This window comes from Sphingobacterium zeae (genome assembly GCF_030818895.1).
In the GTDB taxonomy this organism is placed as follows: Bacteria; Bacteroidota; Bacteroidia; order Sphingobacteriales; family Sphingobacteriaceae; genus Sphingobacterium; species Sphingobacterium zeae.
In genome coordinates this window covers 5,231,769-5,256,004 of sequence record NZ_JAUTBA010000001.1, presented here as the reverse complement: position 1 = coordinate 5,256,004, position 24,236 = coordinate 5,231,769, and the positions used below count along the sequence as shown (strand labels likewise).

General features: G+C 39.3%; 22 protein-coding genes. 10 read left to right on the top strand and 12 right to left on the bottom strand.

Annotated features, from left to right (window positions below):
- Positions 1-77: 77 nt before the first annotated feature.
- Positions 78-269: a hypothetical protein gene (locus QE382_RS22070; protein WP_209577767.1), complete on the bottom strand. Its 192-nt coding sequence runs from the start codon at positions 267-269 to the stop codon at positions 78-80.
- An 80-nt stretch (positions 270-349) separates the two neighbouring features.
- Complete coding sequence (locus QE382_RS22065; protein WP_307187798.1) at positions 350-1,975, bottom strand: S8 family peptidase; 1,626 nt, start codon at positions 1,973-1,975, stop codon at positions 350-352.
- Between the two features lie 323 nt (positions 1,976-2,298).
- On the opposite strand from QE382_RS22065, the gene QE382_RS22060 reads away from it, so the two are divergent.
- Positions 2,299-4,407 (top strand): S9 family peptidase, encoded by a 2,109-nt coding sequence (locus QE382_RS22060; protein WP_307187797.1) that lies wholly within the window; start codon positions 2,299-2,301, stop codon positions 4,405-4,407.
- 24 nt (positions 4,408-4,431) lie between these two features.
- On the opposite strand, the gene QE382_RS22055 is transcribed toward QE382_RS22060, so the two are convergent.
- Positions 4,432-4,695, bottom strand: a complete 264-nt coding sequence (locus QE382_RS22055) for a hypothetical protein (RefSeq protein ID WP_307187796.1) — start codon at positions 4,693-4,695, stop codon at positions 4,432-4,434.
- Between the two features lie 575 nt (positions 4,696-5,270).
- Between QE382_RS22055 and QE382_RS22050 the strand changes: the two genes are divergently transcribed.
- The 4 genes from QE382_RS22050 to QE382_RS22035 all read left to right on the top strand — a co-directional run bounded on the left by QE382_RS22050 (position 5,271) and on the right by QE382_RS22035 (position 10,652).
- The gene (locus QE382_RS22050; RefSeq protein ID WP_209577775.1) at positions 5,271-5,987 is read left to right on the top strand and encodes a GNAT family N-acetyltransferase; all 717 of its coding nucleotides are present in this window, start codon (positions 5,271-5,273) and stop codon (positions 5,985-5,987) included.
- 181 nt (positions 5,988-6,168) lie between these two features.
- Positions 6,169-7,353 (top strand): argininosuccinate synthase, encoded by a 1,185-nt coding sequence (argG, locus tag QE382_RS22045; protein WP_307187795.1) that lies wholly within the window; start codon positions 6,169-6,171, stop codon positions 7,351-7,353.
- A 105-nt stretch (positions 7,354-7,458) separates the two neighbouring features.
- The gene (gene argC / locus QE382_RS22040) at positions 7,459-8,472 is read left to right on the top strand and encodes an N-acetyl-gamma-glutamyl-phosphate reductase (RefSeq protein WP_307187794.1); all 1,014 of its coding nucleotides are present in this window, start codon (positions 7,459-7,461) and stop codon (positions 8,470-8,472) included.
- Positions 8,473-9,359: 887 nt separating this feature from the next.
- On the top strand, positions 9,360-10,652 hold the full coding sequence (locus QE382_RS22035) for a DUF3472 domain-containing protein (RefSeq protein ID WP_307187793.1): 1,293 nt from the start codon (positions 9,360-9,362) through the stop codon (positions 10,650-10,652).
- Positions 10,653-11,053: 401 nt separating this feature from the next.
- Here the strand turns inward: QE382_RS22035 and QE382_RS22030 are convergent, their stop codons facing one another.
- Positions 11,054-11,890: a hypothetical protein gene (locus tag QE382_RS22030; protein ID WP_307187792.1), complete on the bottom strand. Its 837-nt coding sequence runs from the start codon at positions 11,888-11,890 to the stop codon at positions 11,054-11,056.
- 271 nt (positions 11,891-12,161) lie between these two features.
- Between QE382_RS22030 and QE382_RS22025 the strand changes: the two genes are divergently transcribed.
- Genes QE382_RS22025 through QE382_RS22010 form a run of 4 tightly spaced genes read left to right on the top strand, consistent with a single transcriptional unit; the run spans position 12,162 to position 14,489 of the window.
- A complete protein-coding gene (locus QE382_RS22025; protein ID WP_307187791.1) occupies positions 12,162-12,677 on the top strand; it encodes a GFO_1088 family ECF-type sigma factor in 516 nt (171 codons plus the stop codon).
- A 43-nt stretch (positions 12,678-12,720) separates the two neighbouring features.
- Positions 12,721-13,410 carry a hypothetical protein gene (locus QE382_RS22020; RefSeq protein ID WP_307187790.1) on the top strand — a complete coding sequence of 230 codons (690 nt, stop codon included), beginning with the start codon at positions 12,721-12,723 and terminating at the stop codon, positions 13,408-13,410.
- Between the two features lie 6 nt (positions 13,411-13,416).
- Entirely contained in the window at positions 13,417-13,938 is a 522-nt protein-coding gene (locus QE382_RS22015) for a DUF4252 domain-containing protein (protein ID WP_307187789.1), read from the top strand.
- Between the two features lie 5 nt (positions 13,939-13,943).
- Positions 13,944-14,489: a DUF4252 domain-containing protein gene (locus tag QE382_RS22010; protein ID WP_307187788.1), complete on the top strand. Its 546-nt coding sequence runs from the start codon at positions 13,944-13,946 to the stop codon at positions 14,487-14,489.
- A gap of 94 nt (positions 14,490-14,583) precedes the next feature.
- Here the strand turns inward: QE382_RS22010 and hemL are convergent, their stop codons facing one another.
- The 5 genes from hemL to QE382_RS21985 form a co-directional block, all read right to left on the bottom strand.
- Positions 14,584-15,894: a glutamate-1-semialdehyde 2,1-aminomutase gene (gene hemL, locus QE382_RS22005; RefSeq protein WP_307187787.1), complete on the bottom strand. Its 1,311-nt coding sequence runs from the start codon at positions 15,892-15,894 to the stop codon at positions 14,584-14,586.
- 3 nt (positions 15,895-15,897) lie between these two features.
- Positions 15,898-16,881: a porphobilinogen synthase gene (hemB, locus tag QE382_RS22000; RefSeq protein ID WP_307187786.1), complete on the bottom strand. Its 984-nt coding sequence runs from the start codon at positions 16,879-16,881 to the stop codon at positions 15,898-15,900.
- Positions 16,882-16,974: 93 nt separating this feature from the next.
- Positions 16,975-18,561 (bottom strand): hydroxymethylbilane synthase, encoded by a 1,587-nt coding sequence (gene hemC, locus QE382_RS21995; protein ID WP_307187785.1) that lies wholly within the window; start codon positions 18,559-18,561, stop codon positions 16,975-16,977.
- 321 nt (positions 18,562-18,882) lie between these two features.
- Positions 18,883-20,124, bottom strand: a complete 1,242-nt coding sequence (gene hemA / locus QE382_RS21990; RefSeq protein ID WP_307187784.1) for a glutamyl-tRNA reductase — start codon at positions 20,122-20,124, stop codon at positions 18,883-18,885.
- A gap of 218 nt (positions 20,125-20,342) precedes the next feature.
- Positions 20,343-21,182, bottom strand: coding sequence for a hypothetical protein (locus QE382_RS21985; protein WP_307187783.1), 840 nt, complete (start codon positions 21,180-21,182; stop codon positions 20,343-20,345).
- 227 nt (positions 21,183-21,409) lie between these two features.
- On the opposite strand from QE382_RS21985, the gene QE382_RS21980 reads away from it, so the two are divergent.
- Positions 21,410-21,808 carry a hypothetical protein gene (locus QE382_RS21980; RefSeq protein WP_307187782.1) on the top strand — a complete coding sequence of 133 codons (399 nt, stop codon included), beginning with the start codon at positions 21,410-21,412 and terminating at the stop codon, positions 21,806-21,808.
- 43 nt (positions 21,809-21,851) lie between these two features.
- Here the strand turns inward: QE382_RS21980 and QE382_RS21975 are convergent, their stop codons facing one another.
- From QE382_RS21975 to aat, 3 genes are read right to left on the bottom strand one after another with little or no spacing between them, the layout of a single operon-like run.
- A complete protein-coding gene (locus tag QE382_RS21975) occupies positions 21,852-22,502 on the bottom strand; it encodes a DUF8465 domain-containing protein (protein WP_307187781.1) in 651 nt (216 codons plus the stop codon).
- Positions 22,503-22,504: 2 nt separating this feature from the next.
- Positions 22,505-23,593, bottom strand: coding sequence for an aminotransferase class V-fold PLP-dependent enzyme (locus QE382_RS21970; protein WP_307187780.1), 1,089 nt, complete (start codon positions 23,591-23,593; stop codon positions 22,505-22,507).
- Positions 23,586-24,233, bottom strand: a complete 648-nt coding sequence (gene aat / locus QE382_RS21965; protein WP_307187779.1) for a leucyl/phenylalanyl-tRNA--protein transferase — start codon at positions 24,231-24,233, stop codon at positions 23,586-23,588. Before aat ends, QE382_RS21970 begins: the two co-directional genes overlap by 8 nt.
- Positions 24,234-24,236 lie beyond the last annotated feature (3 nt).

Sequence of the window (24,236 nt, the reverse complement as noted above, 5' to 3'; positions counted from 1 at the left end):
AAAATAAAATGTAGCTGGTTTACAACCGTATGATACTTGGGTAGGTATGTTTAACAAAGAAAAGCCTAATCTCGCGATTAGGCTTTTCTTTTTTCCAGTTGTTTAGAATATGCGAGGATATTCTTAATACATCTTTTGCTTGGATGAAGCAACATTTTTGGTAATTGAAGTTTTAATTCATTTTCAATGTCCTCGTCTGTCATTACCTTTTCATTTTGGGTGATCAAATTTTGAACTTCGTTTTCTGATTGGGTAAAATTTTCTACCATAAGCATGTTGTGTTTTGTCTCTGTAAGTTAAATAATTAAACGGACAAAAGATGGTTTTGGTATAAAAAACGAGAAAATATTTATTTTTTCTTTCTGTTGGTATATTCCTCCGCTTTAATGATGGCATTGTAGGCATTGGCAATACCGCCAGTGACCGATATATCTGCTAAGCGAACTGTTTTTGTTGCACCTTCACCAACTTTCACTTTTACCAGCTGATCTGGCTTTTCTACAGATTCCATAATAATCTTTTTGGTTTCGACAGCACTCAAAGTTGGATAATAAGAACGGATCATTGCGGCTAAACCAGCAACAACGGGAGCAGCCATACTGGTACCCTGTTCTTCTTTATACTTCGAATCGGGTATGGTTGAATTGATGCGGACACCAGGTGCAAATACATCGACAGTTTTTTTGCCATAATTGGAGAAATCTGCGAGAAGTTCGCTGTCTAGGCGGAGGCTAGTGGCACCTACTGTGATCCAAGCATTGGCGACACCGGTTGTATCACCTTTTGCATCAGTATAATATTTCATCGGAAAATTAGGCTCAATATCGTTATCTTCACTGTCATTACCTGCAGCATGGATCATCAATACATCTTTTGATTCAGCATATTTGATTGCATCATCTACGGTCTGTTTATTATAGGCGTAACCCTTTCCGAAGCTCATATTAATTACTTTTGCGCCGTTGTCTGTTGCGTAACGAATCGCATTTGCCACATCTTTATCGCGTTCATCACCATCGGGGACAAGTCTAACGGTGAGTATCTTAACATTGTCTGCTACTCCATTAATACCAATATTGTTATTACGTTTTGCGCCAATAATTCCCGCCACATGGCTTCCATGTAATGCGTCTGGACCTTTCACATCAGCATTACCATAATACCGCTCCGAAGCATCTTCGTAATCATCTCCAACGATAGATCGGGAATTGTACGTTTTATTTAAATGGTAATCTACCTGGTTATTGAAATATTTAGCTCCTTCGGTAATATCATTGAAAAACTTAGCGAAACCACCATTTTGTATTTCATCTTTTGCATAGCCAAGCGCAATTCGTTGGGTGCTCGAGGTTGCTTTAAAATTGTCTATATCTTCTTGCGTGATCTCTTCGGGTTTCTTGCCGATTTCACGAACAACAGCATCTATGTTGCGTTTGAGCGCATCATATGAAAACTGTCCCATTTTCGCTTCTTCGAGTTTATTTTTATATTCAGCAGTCATCTTTCTATAGTTGGCGAAGGCTTTTTGGCCTACGTCATTGAGCTCAGATGCAGCTGTGATATTAGCAAATTTTTGATCCAATTCCTTAAGCAGCCTTGTCAATTCCAAGTTGTCAAACTGAACATTCTTTCCATCAGCGTTTCCAATAAAATTCCAGCCGTATTTATCGTTGATATAACCATTGCTATCATTGTCCTCACCATTGGAGAGACTATCTTTCGTATTAATCCACAGCACATCTTTGAGATCTTCATGATGAATATCCACCCCACCATCCAGTACAGCAACAATGACTGGGATAGATTTTTTCCCTTTCAACAAAGTTTTATATGTTTTTTCGGTACTGATTCCCATAACCCCATCCGTTTTATAATCCAAATTGAACCAATTTGCTGGAATGGTATCCGACTGCCCAAAAGAAAAGAGTGGTAAAGCGCCTAAAGTAATGAGATATAGTGATTTCTTTAAATTCATATGCTAATAAGTATTGATTAAAGTGTCTGCACTCATTCTTTTCCATGAAGCTATGACACGTAATAAGCTATTCTGTTTATATTAAATTTTCTTCCTGCGTATATAAGTATAACAACGCTGGACTGTAGTTGGATAGCAAAGATAATGCTAATGCCTCTTCTGAACTGTTAATTTTTATTAAAAGTGATTATAATCTATTCCTTCACACCGAACTGTTCAAGAAATATCTTAAATTCAACCTATTTCTGGACAAATCCAGTTTTACTTCGGTAGAACAGGCCGTTTCCTAAAAAGAGTTCATCAATATAGCATATTAAAAGAGCATGCAACACCATAAAAAAATATATTGGCCTAACGTGATGGCCCCAAAAGCAGCTGTTTATCCCCATATTAGAAAGGTACATAATGATACTGTTCAAGATGATTATTACTGGATGATCGATTACTTTAAAAAGGGAGAAAAAGCGCAAGAAGTGATTGATTATCTGGAGAGAGAGAATTCTTATACCAACTTGATGCTCGAAGATACTACGGACCTGCAGGAAGATCTATTTCATGAGCTTAAATCCCGTATCAAAGAAAAAGACGAGTCGGTGCCGTATTACAAAAATGGGTACTATTACTATAGCCGTACAGAAGAGGGAAAACAATATTTTAAATTCTGTCGGAAAAAGGGGACACTCGATGCCGAAGAACAAGTATTGCTAGATGTCGACCAGCTTGCTCAGGGACATGCGTATTACACAGCAAAAGGATTTTCCGTGAGTCCGGATAATCGGTTGCTCGCTTTTAGTGTAGATACCGTTTCCCGAAGAGAATATACCATATATGTGAAGGATCTGGAAACTGGAGCAATTTTCCCCGATCAGATAAGGAATACTGAGGGGGCGGCAATTTGGGGAAATGATAACCTAACCCTTTTTTATACTGCAAAGAACCCTATTACGTTACTCAGTGAAAAGATTATGCGGCATACATTGGGAAGTGATACGGCTTCGGATGTGGCTGTTTATGAAGAAAAAGATAACACAAATTATATTACAGTTGGTAAATCGAAAAATGGAAAATATATCTTTATCAACTCGGAGGGAACATTATCCTCAGAAATATGGTTATTGAATGCGGATTTCCCGCAGTCAGCATTTCGCGTTTTTCAGCCTAGGATTCACGATGTTCTTTATTCGGTTGTTGTATTGGAAGATCGGTTTTTGATTCTAACGAATGATGGTGCGATTAATTTTCGAATCATGCAATGTCCATTAGATCGCACTGAGCGTATATATTGGCAAATGTTTATAGATCATCGAGCAGATGTATTGATCAGCGATATCGAAGAATTTAAGGATTTCTTGGCAATTGCTGAACGGAAAAATGGATTAACTCAATTAGCGATTTATAATTTAAACACTCATCAACAGCATTATTTGAATTTTGGAGAGCTTGCATACACGGTATATCCTGCCATAAATGCGGAATACAATAGTCAGAAACTGCGATATGGTTATACCTCTTTAGTGACGCCAAACTCGGTTTACGAGTATGATATGGCCGAACAGCGTAAAGTATTATTGAAGCAACAGGAGGTTTTGGGAGGGTATGACCAAACCGCATATATTACCGAACGTGTTTTTGCAACAGCAAGAGATGGTGTTCAAGTGCCCATCTCTATTGTTTATAAACAAGGAACCAAACGGGATGGCACAGCTCCTTTATTGCAATATGCCTATGGCTCCTATGGAGCTTCGATGGATCCTACTTTTTCGAGCAATAGACTGAGTTTACTGGATCGTGGATTTATCTACGCCTTGTCGCATATTAGAGGTGGAGAAGAAATGGGGCGTCAGTGGTATGAAGCTGGAAAAATGATGCACAAGATGAATACCTTTCATGATTTTGTGGATTGTGGTCAATATTTGATTGACCAGCATTATTGTGCACCGGAACATCTCTATGCACAAGGAGGTAGTGCTGGAGGTCTGCTAATGGGGGTAGTTGCTAATATTGCACCCGAGCAATACCATGGCATTATAGCTCAGGTTCCCTTTGTGGATGTTGTGAATACCATGCTGGACGATACTATACCATTGACGACAAATGAATATGATGAATGGGGTAATCCAAATGAGGAGGAGCCTTATTTTTATATGAAAAGCTATTCGCCTTACGAGAATATTGAACCGAAAGAGTATCCAAATTTGCTTGTTACCACCGGGCTACACGATAGTCAGGTGCAGTATTTTGAACCGGCTAAATGGGTGGCCAAACTGCGGGCAACAAAAATTGGGGATGCGGTTTTACTATTGAAAGCAGATATGGATTATGGCCATGGTGGAGCCTCTGGTCGGTTTGACTATTTAAAGGAAATCGCATTGGAGTATGCTTTTCTCTTAAAATTGGAAGGAATTATTCCAAACTATGCAAACGAACAATAAAAAAAGCGGTTAATACCGCTTTTTTTATTGTTGAGCATGATTAATACTATCCTGTTGTTTTTGTAAACGCTCTTCCCGTTCGATTTCTCTCGAATCGATCTGATGCTGTTGATAATTGTCCATGGCCACTTTACTGGCTTTCTGCGACACGTAGATAGCCAATATGGCAACGACGGTAATGATTGCTATTCCCCAGGCATACTTATGCTTGTCCTGTTTAACGAGCCAATACATAAATACAATGTAAGGTACCGCAAAAATAATATAGAAAATTAAACTCGGTGACATATTATTCTCCATTAAATGATCCTTACAAAAGTATCGTTTTTGACTAAAAATAACGAACCTATAGCGAAAACAACAATTTCAATTGATAAAGCCTTAAACCTTTATGTATTTTATTGTCAAATTAACATCGCCCATGTGTGCGGTATAGGTGCGTATTGTGGTGGATTAATCGCTTGAAAATGAAGCTTACATAATGGTTTTTACATGAGATTTTGAATTTTTAATTTTTGCAAAAAATCAATCAGAATATTGTGGAAAAGAAAAAAATATTTTTATACATTTGCATCGTCAGAAACAATTGACAGATCATAAAAAATGAAACAGCACAAAAAGAAAGATTATTCTTGTACTCAAACTTTTGAAAAGTTTATGAAGAAGGTCTTCTGTGCTTTCATTTTCGTAGAAATACCTGTTTTACGCTTCCGACGACCCATACTACCTCGGGCTTGATTTGAGGTAGTGAATCTTTCCAAGTAAGACCATGATTGTCCGATGGTTTTGAATCCGTTATTTTAATTTATTTAGTCAACAAAACACGGCGGTAGTTGTTGTTTTATTATTAGGGTCGTAAGTCAATGACTATATCAGATTTTTTAATTATCCCGGCTAAACCTGAGCATGCACATTATGCAGAGGTTATTTGCGACGAAATGTTCGAGTCTGCAAAGGCTCGTGGCACTGGTATTGCGCGTCGTAAACCAGAATACGTTGCCAACAAAATGAATGAAGGTAAAGCAGTGATTGCTTTACATAAAGATGGCCGATGGGCAGGTTTTTGTTATATAGAAACATGGGGACATGGTGACTATGTTGCCAACTCCGGTCTGATTGTCAATCCCGAATTCCGAAAAGTAGGTTTGGCCAAAGCAATTAAAAAAAGAGTCTTTGACCTTTCTCGTGAAAAATACCCCAAAGCAAAGATATTTGGCTTGACAACGGGATTCGCCGTAATGAAAATCAATTCTGAATTAGGTTATGAGCCGGTTCCATATTCCGAACTGACTACAGATGATGAATTCTGGAAAGGCTGTCAGAGTTGTGTCAACTACGAGATCCTGATGAGTAAAGACCGTAAAAATTGCATGTGCACAGCCATGCTTTGGGATCCGGAAGAAAAAGAGCGTGAATTGCGCGAGAAGATCCAGCGCAAGCATGAAGCGAAGGAACGCTTGGAAAGAATTACGCAAAAACAATCGTTGTTAAAACGTATACAGGCAAAGTTCTGGAAATCAGCAAACAAGTTTGCGTCTATCAATTTGTCTAAGCACAACAAAGTTGCAAAGGGATTTTGATAAGTTTAATAGGAGCGATTTGATGTCATACATCGTTTTCCGCAATTTCATACATAGTATGTCAACTGGCCTAGCAGCCATTGAAAATAAATAATGAACAATGATGAAACAGTTCGCCTCAGGCTTAATTAGAGCAGGTTGCTAGAAGAGTTTCACCACAATAAAAAAACAATTTATCTCAATGAAAAAAGTAGTTTTAGCATTCAGCGGAGGATTAGATACTTCGTTTTGTTGTATTTATCTTACGCAAGATTTAGGTTTAGAGGTTCATTCGGTCGTTGTAAATACAGGTGGTTTTTCGGATGAAGAATTGAAGAATATTGAAGCACGTGCTTATGCATTAGGTGTAAAATCACATACGGCGATTGACGAAACAGCAGACTATTACCGCGAAACTATTAAATACTTGATCTTCGGTAATGTGTTAAAGAATGCGACTTACCCATTGTCAGTTTCTGCAGAGCGCGTATGTCAGGCTACTGCTATTGCAAATTATGCAAAGCAAATCGGTGCTGAATGTGTTGCTCATGGATCTACAGGTGCAGGAAATGATCAGGTGCGTTTTGATATGATTTTCCAGACGTTAATCCCAGGGGTTGAAATTATTACGCCTATCCGCGATCTCCAATTGTCCCGCGAAGCAGAAATAGAATATTTGAACAAACATGGAGTTGAATATTCCGCTGAAAAAGCGAAATATTCGATCAATAAGGGCCTTTGGGGTACTTCTGTTGGTGGAGCAGAAACATTGACGTCCAATCAATATTTGCCAGAATCGGCTTGGCCAACTCCAGTCACTTCTTCAGAACCACAGCAAATTACAATAGATTTTGAAAAGGGTGAACCAGTTGCTTTAAATGGTGAAAAAATGACTTCTGTTAAGGTCATTCAAGAATTACAGGCCATCGCTCAACCTTATGGTATCGGTCGTGATATTCATGTCGGAGATACAATCATCGGTATCAAGGGACGTGTAGGTTTTGAAGCCGCAGCTTCAGTGATTCTAATTAAGGCACATCACACCCTGGAAAAGCATACCTTAACCAAATGGCAATTATCCTGGAAAGATCAAATCGCTGCCTTCTACGGAAATTATATGCACGAAGGACAGATGCACGATCCTGTGATGCGCGATATTGAAGCATTTTTGCAATCCTCACAAGAAACTGTGACTGGTCGCGTGATCGTTGAACTTCATCCATACCGTTTTGTCGTTATTGGTATCGAATCTGAGCATGATTTGATGTCCAATAAATTTGGTAGCTACGGTGAAATGAACAAAGGCTATACAGGTGATGATGTGAAAGGTTTCTCCAAAATATTTGGAAATCAAACGATTATTTGGCATAAAGTCAATCAAAAGTAAATAACCTCTGTTTACGCAATGTGTTTTTTCCTACGGTAAACTTTGTTGGAAAAAATACATTGCACGACATTTTATAATGCATACCTAAATACTAAATTCAAGAAAATGATAAAAGTAGGAATAATTGGTTCGGCAGGATATACCGGTGGTGAGTTATTACGTGTGTTGATTTATCATCCTGAGGTGGAAATTGTATTTGCCAATAGTGCTTCCAATGCAGGAAATAAGTTATATGATGTTCACAATGATTTATTTGGTGATACTGAATTGACCTTCTCTGCGGACTTTCACTCCGATATTGATGTCTTGTTTTTATGTGTTGGTCATGGTGATGCACGCAAATTCCTAGATGCAAATAAAATAGATGCTTCCGTAAAGATGATCGATCTTTCACAAGATTACCGGCTCCGGGCGAATACGGCTTATCAAGGACAGCAATTTGTATACGGGCTTCCAGAACTCAACAAAGAAGCAATCAAAACAGCTCAATATATTGCTAATCCAGGATGCTTTGCTACAAATATACAACTGGCTTTATTGCCATTGGCTAGTCACGGTTTGTTGCCAGACCAAATCCATGTTAATGCAACAACTGGATCCACAGGAGCAGGACAGAAACCCGGAGCGACGACACACTTTTCTTGGCGCAACAATAACCTTTCTGCTTACAAATCTTTTGAGCACCAGCATTTGCAGGAAATTTCCGAGTCGCTGGATCAGCTTCAAGATGGGTTTTTACCTGTGTCCAATAAGTCATTGCTGGAACGTGCCGCTGAAAGAATTAATTTTGTGCCGCAACGTGGTGATTTTGCCAGAGGAATTTTTTCGGCAATTTATGTAGACAGCGATTTGTCTGAAGAGCAGGCCTACGCATTGTATGACAGCTATTATGCCGCTCACCCTTTTACACATGTCAGTCGTAAAAATATTGACCTCAAACAGGTCGTTAATACAAATAAAAGTATTATCCACCTCGAAAAGCACGGGAATAAACTCCTTATTTTAAATGCGACTGATAATTTGCTTAAAGGAGCATCCGGTCAAGCTGTACAAAATATGAACTTAATGTTCGGTTTAGACGAGCGAACAGGATTAAACTTGAAAAGCGTTGGTTTTTAGCCATTTTTAAAATATTTAATAGCAATATCAACAAGTTGTGAGTAACTTGAAGGATCACCTTAAAAGTGAAGAGTAGATCCTTCACTTTTTTTATGTCATTCCTGCCAAAGACAGTGCGTTGTCTATCTTATAGCTCCACTCTTATATTCTTAATCTTAAAGCCATGCAACACAGGTTCCGATAAACTTAGTTCTATCTTACAGGTGGAACCACGTTCAACCTGGGCTCGGGATAAGAAAAAGTCAGGGTTGGAAAACCCGCAATTTTATGCTCCACTCAAGCTTGACACAAGAAACATACTACATCGACTAAAGGATCACCCTACCTTAGCCCTTGTTAAGCTCAAGGATCACTCTTGTTGAGGTCAAGGCGCCCTGTGTTTAGGTGTCATTTTTAACCGTTTTCCATCGGATTTGGGCGTATTTCTTCGCCGGTGTCTGCTGCTATTGACATTGCTTGATTTCGGGTGCATATTTGTAACGTGAAGGTAATGAGGGCCGAGGAAACTAGAAAGATGCGTTGTGCCATCGTAGAGATGTTGATGTACAAGCTTAGATTGTGGATCTATTGAAAGAAGTTGTTATAAATTTTGTCATGTACTTAGATAAATTTTACACAATCGATTGATATACATTTCCTTTCTTTTTCTGTAAATCTAAGCCTTATCTTCATCAAATAATCCAGTTTCGCAAACCGATACCATCTTTATTCAATAGTAAAGTGTAAGAGAAAGATAGCTGAAAAATTGCGTTTCAGAATAGCTAAAGGAGTTTGGTTTCGTGAAGTATTCGAGTATAGCAGCATCTCGAATTCATGGTAAGCATTAATAACCGCAGGTAGTATAACTAGCCTAGGTTTGATATATAAATTGATAAAAAAAATAAAGTATGAAAAGAAAACACTTTATCCAGTATCTCTTTATGGGAGCTTTATCCTGTCTTTCGATAAGCAGTATAGCGCAGACAGTAGGGAAGACTTATGCCGTACCGCTTGCAGGCAATGCTTTCATTACCGCAGGACAAACTGATAATGCAGAGATTTCTGGTCGAAATGGTCTTGTGAGATGGTCCAGCGAAAAAGAAGTGGTATCGGTTTATTTTAGGGCTCAAAAGGCGGGAAAATTGACTTTGAAACTGAAGGCAAAAAACGACGCTGGAAAATCCAAAATAGCAGTAGACGCTTTAGGAAAAAAGGCGATCGTGAATGTGGAAAGTACTGAGCTGTCGGAAACAGCGCCTCTGTCCATTGATGTAAAATCGCCCGGTTACGTGCAGGTAAATTTAAAGGGCTTAAGTAAATCGGGAAGCAATTTTGCCAATGTAACCGAATTGCTTGTGAGCGGCGAAGCGGCTTCGGAAGGTCTTCTATTTTCCAATGATCCTGAGTATTACTATTGGTCCAGAAGAGGTCCATCTTGTCATCTAAATTATACTGTTCCTACGGAGGGTAATGTTAGTTACTATTATAACGAAGTAACCGTCCCTCAAGGTGAAGATAAAGTTGGTTCTTATTTTATGGCTAATGGTTTTGGAGAAGGATATTTTGGTATACAGGTAAATTCGGAAACAGAACGACGTATTCTTTTTTCAGTATGGAGTCCATTCCATACAGATGATCCGAAAAGTATTCCGGAGGAACAGAAAATCCATTTGCTGAAAAAAGGAAAAGAGGTGCATTCCGGAGAATTTGGCAACGAGGGTTCTGGCGGACAGAGTTACCGCAAGTATTTTTGGAAGGCGGGGGTAACCTATAAGTTTCTCTTGAAAGGAGAGCCCGATGGAAAAGGAAATACTGATTATACCGCTTGGTTTTTTATTCCGGAAGAGCATGCCTGGAATGTGATTGCAAGTTTCAAACGCCCACAAACGAATACCTATCTGAAGCGATTCCACAGTTTCTTGGAGAATTTTAGCCCTAATCAAGGGTATCTAGGTAGAAAGGTTGAGTTTGGCAATCAATGGGTATATGATGGGCAGTGGAAGGCTGTTCAAGAGGCGTCATTGAGTGTCGACAATACGTACCGTGCTAATCAGCGAATTGATGCAATGGGTGGTATCACAAAAGATGGTTATTTTCTGAAAAATGGTGGTTTCTTTAATGAAATCGTTAAGCCAGGCAGCAAATTTGAATTTGTCAATAAGGGAAAAGCTCCAAAAATTGACTTTGATAAATTACCTTAAAACCTATGTTTAATTTTCTTTTAAATATTTAGTAATTAATGGGCGTGATTGGATTAAAGTTGAACAGGGGCTTTTTACAGGCGCGTTGTACGCCCAATATCATTATAAATATGATCTGCAATTTAGAGATGGCAAAATTCGATTTGAACCCATTTTTGATTGTCTAAAGTATGGCTCTAATACAACGTTAAGTTTAGTTGGAAAGAAGACGTTCGGATCAGGGGCAAGCGGTCTTTTTACTGAAGACGGAAAAATAATAGGTAAAAAAGAAGTGCTATTAATTGACAAAAATGTAAATGAATTTATTCATTCGTTGAAAGAAAAAATTGCATCAATTAATAGTGATAATTGGTAAAAAATAAAGGAGTCGCATCAAAATGGACTCCTTTATTTTTTAACCTCTATTTCTCGGAGAGCTTAATATCTCGTTCTACCGAAACATTATCTCCTGTAATTGCATTACCTTCTTTGTCTACCAAAGTCAGTTTTACTTTAGTATCGCCTAATGGCAAGCCTTTTATTTCATAAGGACCCCATTTATCCAATGTAAATGTCTGCCCATTGATATCCGCTACGACCTTATTTCCATCTGGGGCAAGTTTAGTATTGACCAAATAAAAATCCAACAGTAGATTTTTTGTTTCGTCACCCTTGTACTCACCTTTAGGTCGAGAATAGAATAGTGACGGTTCCTTTGGCATCGCGTCCGTTGTCAATTTACCTGTGGCATCAATTTTAAATTTTACCAACTTAGACGCTTCAGTAGTTTTTATGGACTCATGATACGATCTCGATAAAAAAGAGAGCAGGTAATGCTCCGAATTTAACGCTACAGTCACAGAGTGCTCCGGTTTATAAAGAGCCGTGTAAGGTTGATTGTCTAAAATAAAATGAATGTGTTGTCCATCGTGCGAGTTTGCCATGTGGGTAGCATGAGTATCATCGGTCATTTCAGTTAACTTGAAATTTTTAATTGCATATTTTACCGATACTTTTGCGGAGTCAGTACCTACCTTTTCCGAACTGATCGATGCGATTTGTAGATCAGCTCCAGGAAATTCTTTGGAGTCTGCAATCGGACTAACCGTGATAGCGTCCATTTTTTGTGCGGTATTGGTATCAATACTGCTGCTTGAGTCAGCCCCATTTGTGTTTTTTGTAGAAGAGTTGTTACATCCGATAGCGCCTGCCATCAACGCTATTGCAGCAGTAAACCCTGTAATTCTATAATACTTCATAATTTTTCTGTTTAATTTTTTAATCATTCAGCATCTTAAGTAACAGTCGGTGTGCATGTTTTGTTTGTAATAAGGTTAAAAATAGGGCTTTTTCAATATTGATTGAGGAATAATCTACTGTGAAATTAATAATCTTAAAAAAATAGTCATATTAGATGTAATAAATCAATATGCTGAAATGTCTTGATGATATAAAAGGCGGAGGTGATGTTGAGATGGAGAAAAGCCGATTAGAAATTAAAACAGCGTAAATCTCAATATTGACGATAGCATGAACCAGGAGCAATTTAAAAATACCGTTTTCATCCATAAGGATAAGCTATTTCGCTTCGCGAAACGGATCTTGGTCGATGATGATGAAGCTTTTGATGCAGTACAGAATGTGATGATGCGGTTGTGGGAATTGAAAGATCAGTTGCTTCAATATAAAAACATGGAAGCTTTCTGCATGCAGAGTGTAAAAAATGAGGCATTAAATCGGATTAAAAAAGGTAAAGTTAGATCGGATTATGTCAATCAATATCAGGCGGTTTCGACAACAGAGTATACTATTGGAAATACAAAGGAAATTATTGTCAAGATGATCAATTCACTTCCAGAAAAACAACGCCTTGTCATGCATCTGCGCGATGTTGAGGACTATGACATTGATGAAATTGCTGAGGTATTGGAGATGGGCGAGTCGGCAGTGCGAGTAAATCTGATGCGGGCAAGACAAAAGGTGAAAGAGCAGCTGACAAAATTATTCAATTACGAAACAGAGCGTATTTATTCCGATAAAAAATAGGTGTTATGGTTTCCAAATCAATTGAACAATAAGATATAGCGTGATGGAAGATAAAAGTTTAAAGGAATTGAAAGACAAATACTTTAATGGGCAGTCGTCATTAGAGGAAGAAAAAGAATTGAAAAATTCGGAGGATTTCTTTTTTCAATCATTGAACGAAGAGAAGAATTTCAAGATGGAATGGTCCTTCGAGGATTTTGAAAGCAAAAGCAACGAAAGTAAAACGGGGAAGACGTGGTGGAATGACGGCTGGATAAAATACGCGGCAGCGGCAGTACTTTTGATGAGTATTGGGTTAGCATTATTTCTAAACCAGCAATCAGCAATACAATCGCCTTTGCTCGCCGAAAAGGAAATAAATGATCTCAAACCAGCAGACAATGTGCCAGTCGAATATCAGAGCACAGAAATAGTGCATCCTCCTACTGAGGATAGGATCCAGGTAATTAAACGTACTAAAACATTACAGACAGCTGAGACAGTCAAACGCCCAAAAGTTGGAAAACAAACCGAAAATCGGGCAGTGAAGAAGGAAGTAGCAACTGAAAGGTTGGAATCGGAAACGGTAGCGTCCTATCAGGCAGATTATGTTGTCTTGAACGGTAAGCCTGTCGCTAACGAACAGGAAGCCGTCGAATTGACGTTAAAGTCATTAGGCCTGTTGGCAAACAACCTTGAAAATGGCGTAGATAAAGCAATGAATATAAAACAAATGTCAATAACGATTAACTAAAATAATATGAAAGGTTTTTTACTAGCATGCCTTCTACTTGTAGCAAGTATGGCAAATGCACAAATTTCAAAATTGGATAAGCTCTTTGAACAATATCAGGGGAAGAAAGGTGTAACAACACTTAAAATCGGAGCGCCGATGTTCAAACTGTTGGGCAATTTGAAAATAGACGATGATGATATGCAGACCATCAGTCCACTGCTAAAGAACGTTAAATCGCTGCGTATGCTCATCGTTGAGGATGAAGAAGATAAAGCCTTAACAGATATTATTCGGGGAGCTGTTTCCAACTTAAAGTATGAGGAGCTCATGTCGCTTAATAGCGAAGGTCAGGATATCCGGTTTATGGTAGAAAATATGTCTGTAAATGCCGATATTTTAAATAATCTTCTACTCACAATCAATGGAGATGGACAAAATCTATTTATGATCCTTGATGGGGAAATACCGTTGAAAGACGTAACTAACTTGGTCAATGAAGGCAATAGTAAAGCCAGTAAGAACAAGGACGATAACCACAAAAAATAAGAATTATGAAAAGATTACTAACCTTGTTATTTCTCGTTGGCGTGCTATTGTCCATGCAGTCCTGCATGATAAAAAAAACGTCCAATATGGATTTCATCAGCCGGTCTAATGTTTCTGACGAGGCGGAGATTGTCGCCATTAATTTACCGATGTGGTTAACGAAACCCTTTATGAAAAAAGCCTTAAAGGATGGAAGCGATGAAGACGCTCGTGCCATGGCTGCGATTGTAAAGAAATTAAAAAAGTTCAGGATGCTGACGCTTTCCAATAATGATAAAACGAAGAACGCGCGCATTTTGGACGACTACCATAAGTTTTTAAGGAAGAATAAATTTGAGGAACTTTTGGTTGTTAATACCGATGGGCAAGAAATATCATTGAACGCCCGTATTGATAAAAACAATGTCATTCAGCGTGTTTCCCTACTGGTCCACGACAATGAAGACGAAAGTGTATTCATGGATATCAAAGGCAAGTTTTCATTGGATGAGCTTATCGCGGGATTGAATAAGATGAAGTCTAAAGATAAGAAGTTGGCCAACAAACTTTAATAAGGAAGCTAACGCCATATTTCAACTTTACGCATCTATAAAAACGCCCTCCAACCATATGGATAGAGGGCATTTTTTATAGATAGCAAAGTATTTATGCGCTGAAAACAATATCCAAAGCATCAAAAATATGTTGTTTTGCCTGGTCAAGGTCTGCTTTTGTATGTGCGTCAGAAACAAAACCAACTTCATATCCAGATGGCCCAAAATAAACACCACGATTTAATAATTCGCGGTGCATTACTTTATACGATTCCATTGATTTAGGATCGATCTCACTTGCTTTTTGAATTTCTTGCTGTTCTGTAAATGCAAACCAAAAAATAGAAGCCACGTGGAAAAGTTGAACTTTATATCCTTTCTCGGCAATGTAAGCACGCATATCATTGACGAAAGCTTCTGTTTTGGCATTTAGATTTGTGTAAAAATCCTTTTGAGCCAAGATGCCCAATGCTGCAATACCGGCAGCCATGGCAACTGGATTGCCAGATAAAGTTCCGGCTTGGTAAACGGCACCGTCAGGAGAAATACAAGCCATCAGCTCTTTCGATGCGCCATAAGCGCCGACAGGCATTCCACCACCAATAATTTTCCCGTAGGTGATAATATCCGGTTGTATATCATAGTAAGCAGAAGCTCCTTCAAAACCGATGCGGAATCCGGTAATTACTTCATCCATTATCAACAACGTACCATTTTCTTTGGTGATATCACGCAAGAAGTGAATATATTCCTTGGACTGCAACAATAGTCCATTGTTTGCAGGGATACCCTCAATAATTACTGCCGCGATCTGATCTTTAAATTCTGCAAACGCAGTTTCTAAAGCTTGCTTATCGCTTAATTCAATAACGATGGTTTCATCTGCAAATGCTTTAGGAACACCCGCCGAGGATGTTTCGCCAAAGGTAACCAAACCCGAACCAGCTTTCACCAAAAGGGAGTCGGAGTGCCCATGATAACAGCCGTCAAATTTGATGATCTTATCCCGTTTCGTATACCCTCTAGCCAAACGTATAGCAGACATTACTGCTTCAGTTCCCGAACTCACAAAGCGAATTTTTTCAATAAATCTATTGTTTTCAATAATCAATTCAGCCAATTGGTTTTCCAATGCCGTCGGAGCGCCAAAGCTTAATCCTTTGCCTAGTTGCGCGGCTACAGCCTCTCTAACCTGCTCATTGTTGTGCCCTAAAATTAATGGGCCCCATGAGCAGCAAAAATCGATGAATTCATTGCCATCAGCATCCCAAAGATGTGCCTTATCGCCACGCTCAATAAATAATGGGGTACCGTATACAGATTTGAACGCCCTAACAGGAGAGTTTACGCCTCCAGGGAAATATTGTTTTGCTTTTTCGAACAGCTCGGCAGATTGTGCTCTTGATATATCAGGTGCTTGCATAGTCTAAATAGTTGAATGCGAAATAAAACCTTTCTCCAATACTTCTTTGGAGTGGTAAGATAGGATGGCAGTGGCGCCGGCACGTCTGAAACTTAATAAGGTTTCTAGAATGACACGTTCGTCTAACCAACCGTTTTGAATCGCGGCTTTTAACATCGCATATTCGCCGCTCACATTATACACTGCAATGGGAAGATCGAAGTTGTCCGCTAGAAGTTTAACGATATCTAAGTAAGGAAGTCCTGGTTTGACCATCAGAAAATCAGCCCCTTCTTGTGCATCAAGCTGGGCTTCGATAAGCGCTTCTTTTGCGTTTGCAGGATTCATTTGGTAGGTCTTCTTGTCTCCATGTTTAGGCGCAGAACCTAATGCATCTCTAAAAGGGCCATAATAAGCCGAAGCATATTTTGCCGTATAAGACATCAAAGAAACTTTGGTAAAACCATTATGGTCTAGTAGCTCCCGGATGTAACCGATGCGGCCATCCATCATATCCGATGGAGCGATAATATCAGCCCCCGATTGTGCATGTGCCAAGGCCATTTTACCCAATACTTCTAATGTCTCATCGTTTAGGATTTCACCGTTTTCGACAATGCCATCGTGGCCATCGCTACTGTAGGGATCCATAGCAACATCTGTTACGATGCAAGCCTCAGGGAAATTTTTCTTGACAGCGGCAATCGCAAGTAGGTATAAACTTCCGTCACGGTAGCTTTCTGTAGCATATTTGTCTTTTAGTGACTCTTCAATATTTGGGAAAAGATCAAATGAGCGTAAGCCCAGTTTTAAGCAGCTTTCTACCTCTTTCAATAGATTGTCTATAGAATAGCGATAGATGCCTGGCATCGATTTAACCTCAGTTTTTTGATTTTGCCCATCAACAATAAAAAGTGGGAAAATCAAATTTGACGCGTCTAAACGTGTCTCTTGAATCATGTCGCGAATCACGGCAGATTTACGATTTCTTCTCGGACGTTGTAACATTATATTAAGATTATTTATGATCTAGTGTTGTTTAAATGCAAATGCGGTAAAACCATCAACTCAGTTTGACTTACGAACGGCTTTTTCCAATGACTAATACTCCAATCCAAAAACGGCTTCTGAAAGGCCAATTTCATCCGGAGAATAAGGAAGTGTATAAGAAACATTCATCGCATCAAATTTTGCGCCTGTAGAACGACCAATACAGATTACTTTCTGGCCAGGTTCCAATAGATTGTCCGCAAAATATGCTTCTACATTGCTTGGGCTCGTAAACACCAAGACTTCTGCATTCGATGGATCTACATTTTCTTCTAAAACAGTTTCATATACTGGCATATTGATGATTTTCGTTTCAGCACTTAACGCCTTTTGGATTGTTTCCAGAGATTCTTTTGCCCGCGGAATAAGTACAGTACCTCCATTCGCCAGTTCTGCAAATTTCTTTGCTATTTCTTCCATATTAATCCCCTCGCTGTCGCCAGAAAAGTCCGCGACTCGATCATACTTGCGTAAAACCTCCTCTGAGCCGCGTCCAATGACACCGATCTTAGTCTTTTTACTCAAACGAGGTTCCAAATTGAAGAAGTGTTCAATACCATTTTTACTTGAAAATATGATCCAATCCACATGTTTCAAAATGAAAGGATCTAATTTGTTGATGATAGGAAATATTTTAATCAATGAACGGCCTTCAATTGCAATATTATGTTTGGCCATGGACCTTGCAAAATAGGAATTTTCGTCTACCTCCCGGGAAATAAATACAGACTGCGGCAGTTTTCTGTTCTTTGAATATTTGCTGAAGATGCGCTCTGCTAAACGTATTGTGTCGGTATCTCTCAGGTAAACCCGGTCAGGAAAATCTTCACTTGTTTCGGCAATAGAAGCCCAAGCTTCATATTCATCGCCGCTCTTGCGGCAATAACATCCAAGCGGAGCATGGCAGCCCGCGTCAAATTTATTCAATACCAAACGTTCTACAGCGATTGTTTTGGCTACTTCTTCATTATTCAATGGCTGCAAAGCGTCAAATAGCTCCCGATCAACTTCACGAATCTGGATCGCCAACACTCCCTGCGCTGGAGCGGGGATAATTTCAACAGGAGGGATTTCTTCCACATGGAAATCACTGATATCCATTTCAATACGGCTAATACCTGCCTTTGCAAGGACAATAGCGTCATACTGCTCGTCCCGTAACTTTTGCATCCTTGTCTGCAAGTTGCCACGGAGATCGTCAAACTCCAGATCAGGGCGCAGCGCTGATATCTGTGCTTTTCTACGGTTGGATGATGTGCCAACAGTCGCGTTGTGCTTCAATGAAAGACGCTTTTTAATGTCCACGCAATCTTTGTGGATAATCAATAATTCCGACGGATCTTCGCGCTCAGACACCGCTGCAATAATCAATCCCGGTGGGTTAACTGTAGGTAAATCTTTGTGAGAGTGAACAGCTAAATCGATGGTCCCGCTTAAAAGTTCTTCTTCAAGCTCTTTGGTGAAAAATCCTTTACCTTCCAATTTATCCAAACGAAGGTGCTGTATAATATCACCCTGTGTTTTTATGACTTTTAATTCTGCTTCAATTCCAATTTCTGCCAATCGATCTTTTACAAAATTTGCCTGCCACATGGCAAGAACACTTCCCCGGGTACCAATAATTAGTTTTCTATTCACGTTAATTTTACTTTACCTATTAAAACGATCACAAAAATGTTCTGCCGTTAGCTACAAATGCCTTGCACACTGGGCGCGTTATTGATTCAATTCAGCTTCGGAAATGAACAGTTTCGGAAAATTTGTTTAAAACAATTTATCTGAACAAAAATAAATAAATAGAAGGAATATGTTGACACGTTACTGTCATTATATGTCGGGAAATAGTTGATAAGCCGAAATTTAAAGGAAACAGCCAACGATCAGCTCCACTGGACGGAAATAGAATCTACTCAAGAATTATAGGGTACGTCAAGCACAAAAAACTTCGGGGTAGGCGTGCTAGTTTTTCTCGGTTTCGGGAGTTTTAACCAAAATTTCTTTCGCCATAACCATCGGAACCTTAATGTATTTTTTTTCCATATAGTTGATTACTTTTTCCAGCACCTCTCGTGCCTCTGGAGTTAAGGCCTGCACTTCTTGGGCAAATACCTCATTTAGGGCGAAAGATTTAATTTCTTTAATCTTTTCAGGAACCTCACGCATCGCAACTTCCACACGGCGTTGTTTGATTAACGGTAAAAACTCCTCAATATTATCCTGAATGATCTTCTCCGCACTTTCTAATTCATTATAACGCTCTTGAATATTTTTCTCTGCAATTGCTTGTAAGCTGCTCACTTCGATATAGTGAATCGGATTATTTTTGAGAACTTCAGCATCAATATCATTCGGAACGGCTAAGTCAATGATAACTTTCTTATCCGTCTCGCCATTTAATAAGGATTGATAAAGTGCGTTGTCGACAATTGAGGTAGGCGCCCCTGTACAGGTTATCAGAATATCGAAACCTTCTTTATATTGACCAATGTCTGCTAAAGGAAAAGCTTCAGCATTCAATTCTTTGGCTAAGGCTTTGGCGTTCTCTACAGTACGGTTGAAGATAACAAACTTAGCTTTTTGATTTTTTTGGAAATATTTCGCTAAATTCTGATTGGTTTCTCCAGAACCGATGATAACAATTCTAGGGTTTTCAACCAGTTTTAACTCTCGTAATTTGCGGTAAGCAAGAGAAACAACTGAAATGGGATTTCTGGAAATTTTAGTATACGTGTACACCTCTTTGGCTGTTTTTACAAGTCGATCCATCATCAGGCGTAAAAAATCTCCCGTAAAACCAGCCTCTCTGCAACGATCATAAGCTCGTCTTACCTGTGCAAGAATCTCTTTTTCTCCAACGACAAGACTTTCAAGTGAGCAGGACATCCGAAGTAAATGATTTAAAGCATCCATCCCCTCATATTTATTGACCTGTCCTAAATAGCATTGTAGCCTTTCTTGGGGTACGCAGAAATTTAATTTACCCATAAAATCGGCGATAAATTCATGGGTCAATTCATGAGCACCATAAAATACAAACTCTACTCGGTTACAAGTACCAATATAAAAGATCTCCGGAATATCTAAGCTGTGCTTTAGATTGATGAGCCGACTTTCTAAATCCTCATTGCAGATTACTAGACTACCTAGATCTTTTAGTTCGACATGTTTATGAGTAAACGCTAATACTTTAAGATTTTTCAAAGCTCTAATCCCTCGCTTATATTTAACGGTACAAATGTAGCTTAAAAGCTTTGTGCTTGTGTCAAAAATCTGTCAAAGGGGTTAATTTAGAAAGATTTTAAATAGCCATTTTTAATTGTCAACTATTTGTATTACAGTTAGTTAATTTTTTATTTATGACCAAATGATTTTCATCACGATACGGAGTGACGAAAGTTTTGAGCTAAATAAAGCAGTTCTTACTCTTTAACATCCGAATTTATCCCAACAGAGTCTACGGTAACATCTTCCAATTCTTCCACATAAGGTGTCTCTTCTGAGGCGGTAGCTTCTTGAATTTCACTATCACTATATTGGTAATAGCTGTCAAAAGTTTTGCTACTTTTATTGTAAATCAGTGCGTATTTGGAGTTCTTATTCTTGACAATAATCCCGTCGGCAGGAGCGGGGACCAGCTTCATTTCATCCATAAAAATCTTTTGCCCCTTTTTGAAACTATTGATCAGCGGCAATTCACTCGAATATTCCTTCCAGAAGAGAATATCACCCTTTGCTGAAATGATCCAAATCGCACTGCTCTGGTAATCATTTTTTTCGATCAAAAATGCCATTTCCTTATTCCAGCTATCTGAATCGTTGCGATCGGTGAAGTTTCCATAACAAAAAACAGATTTAGCGCGATCTTTTATTCGGGTAAATTTGTAGATGGGTTTATCCTCTACAGGTTCAAGATAGTTGTTGCCCATGAATATCTTAGTAATACCCCTTCTATAACGCAAGGGAATGTTGTCATATTCCGGTATAGTGAAGATGGCATTGTTCCAGTGCTGATAGTCTTCTAATGAACTCCAACCATCAGCATCTTCTAGGTCTTTGGGGTCTGCGTTTTCATACCCGATAGCAGGGGTAGCAGTGCTATCGACCTCCAATCCTTGGATCGCTTGTCGCTGGTTATAATTGTAATATCCGCCGCCGGCCAGGATAACTAATAGCACGATACCGATAATGATATAGACTTTTTTCTTTTTCTTTGGCTGTGCAGGTTGTTCTGCGGCTATTTCCTCAACTTCTCTTTTCATGTTTATTATTCGGCTTAACCCTAAAAATTTATTCTCCCATTTATAGACATCACCACATTGTAGCCCTACTCCGTGTGCTGCTGATTAGCATTAATGTGGCTAACACTGAACGAGAATTGTCTCTAATTGTCTCTAAAAATAGAATAATTTTTCAAAAAGCGAAAGACATGTTATATAAGTGTCAATATTCAACTTATATTCGTACGAATTTTAAAGCAATTTGAATTATGATTATTATCAAAAAATACGTTGCCATTGTTGGACTGGTGATCTGCTTTTTTTCCAGTATGACGCCGTTTTTAAAAGTACCTATTAAAGGAAATTGGAACCTCTATCAGGTAGATGCCTATTTGTTCTTTATTACCCTGCTGATTTTGGGGGTGACTGCGCTGTTGTTTTTTGTCCGTGCGGTTCGCGCTTATCAATGGATGACGCGATTGGCGGCCTGCTGGTATATTGTGAGTATAACAGCAGTCTGGTTTAAGATCAATAATTATTTCGGTTGGGGCTTTGCTGATAAATTGCTTTCTAAATCCCTGCATATGCGCTGGGGCTGGATTGTCTATCTGGTAGGTATCTTATTGTTGGTGTTAAGTACCAAAAAGGTTGGATCGTCGGCAGAGTAGTGAAGGCATTTACAAAAAATAAGCTAGATGAAAAACACCTAGCTTATTTTTTGTTTGGACGATGCGGTATAAAATGATTTTTCAATTTGTCCAATCCTAAATCTTCTTCGATCTTATCCAATTCGTAGAACCATATCTTCTCATCTAAAATTTCGTTAAGAACTTTAGGATTAGTAAGGTCTACCGGACGCACACGCTGTTCTCTGTTGATTGGTGAGGTCAGTTCCTGCAAACTGCTGCTATGGCGTAAGATCTGAAAACGGAAGGTCGGCCACTTTCCAACATTTGCAAAGTTTCCTGTATAAAACTGAATCGAGTCATGCGGTGGTATCTTATTACTGAAAATACCTTTCACTTTATTCGCTGTTGCTTCAGATACAGATACTAGGAGTTCAAAGCTCGTTTCATTGATGATGTGTAATTTGGCAAGTCCATCTTTGTGATCTCCCGAGATTGCCAAAAGTATTCCTTTTTCGATAAATCGATGTGGTGTCAGTGGTGTCGCATGTTGGTCAAGTTCATCATCTGCGCGACGCATATTACCGAAGACAAGGGTGATTTTATCCATTGGCACCGGAATCTCAAAACCGGTGTCGTCTGTAACGCCTACAATATCGTTGGGCTGCATGGATGTGATATGCCCCTCAATGGGTTCATCGACAAACCGTACTAAGTCGCCTATTCTAAATTTCATGTTTACTTTACTTTTGTGTCAATAATATATAGTAGCTTCTCAAGGTCCGAGTGATCATTGTATAAATGAAATCCGACACGGATTCCCGAACCTCGGGGAAAGCATTTTATGCCTTCATCCAGAAGGGCTTGATAATAGTCGTGGTCGATTTGTATATTGAAAATGTTGCTTTGTGGACGTCGGTTTACGATGCTATCCAACAACAGTTTCCGGTCGGCAAGTTCAGCGCGGGCATCCATGATCAATTGTTGGGTATAGGTCACTGTTTCGGAAAATCCCCACTGCTCCAATTGGATTAGAGACTGCTGCAACGTTCCGTGTGACAACGTATCCAAATGGCCGGGCTCGAAACAGAGTTGTACCACAGATTTATTCATCCATTGGTTGTTGAGAAAGCTGTAGTTTTCCTGAATATTCGCATAGAGCATCGCTTTGAGCCTTTCGCTTAAGAGCACAAAGCCATTGCCAAAGCCAGCCATAAGCCATTTGTATCCACTGGACAATACGGCGTCAAAGCCCGAAAGCGTGAAATCAAAAAGATCTGTTCCCAAAAACTGGGTGCCGTCACCGACGATCAGCAAGTCGGGATGCTGATGCTTCAATTCCTGTATGAAAGATAGGTCTATTTTTAATCCCGAAATATATTGAACAATGGAAAGGATGAGAACATCTGGTTTGAATGTTGCTATTGTGTCCAATAAATTTGCTTCCAGTTGTTCGTCCACCGTCACAAATTGATGTTCAAAACCACTTAAAATTGTTGGGAAATTAACAGAAGGATAATCATTATCCAGCAGAAGAACCTTAGATTGCTCAGGTAAACCGGTCAATAGTGCATTGAAAGCAAAAGAAAAACAACTGGATAAGAAGACATTTTGGGAAGGACAATTGAAAAATGCTCCTAATGTAGTCCTGCAGGCATCCAAGGTCGCGCTTTGCTGTTCACGTAAGTTTGAGTTTGAATCAAAGAAATCTTGGTCTCTCTTGGCGCGCCACGCCTTTGTTTCACGTGAAAGTAAACCCGATCCCGGTGTCGTTAGGTAAGTGACCGCTGGCGCGATGTCAAAATGTTTGCGATATGGACTACTCATCGTTGTGCTTTTTTGTTAATATAGCTAAATAATCTGTCAGCGAAAGATATTCTCCGCCCATACTTTCCAGATGACTGGTATGAAACTGGCAATCAATCAGATGTAATTCGATTTCTTGGGCAAGGTAAATCAGCGCTGCCTTCGATGCGTTGGCGACTTTAGAAAACATACTTTCACCACAAAATACACCATTGATTAATACACCGTAAAGTCCCCCAACCAGCAAATTGTCTTGCCATACCTCCACCGAGTGGGCATAGCCCAGTGAAGCAAGTTTGCTATAGGCATCTATCATGTCCGCGGTAATCCAGGTACCTTCCTGATCTTTTCTATTCATAGTTGCGCAATGATGAATCACTGCGTTAAAGTTGCGGTCTATCGAGAACGAAAATATATTTTTCCGAAGGACGTTCGCCATACTCTTGCTGATTTTGATTTTGCGTGGATCGATCACGAATCGAGGGTTTGGGGCATACCAAAGAATAGGGCTGACCTCGTCAAACCAAGGGAAAATCCCATTACTATAGGCGAGTAGCAGTCGATCGACGGAAAGATCCCCACCTACAGCAAGTAAACCATCTCCTTCTGCATAGCTAGGGTGTGGAAATTCAAGTTTTTTAGTATCCAGTTCAAATACCATTGT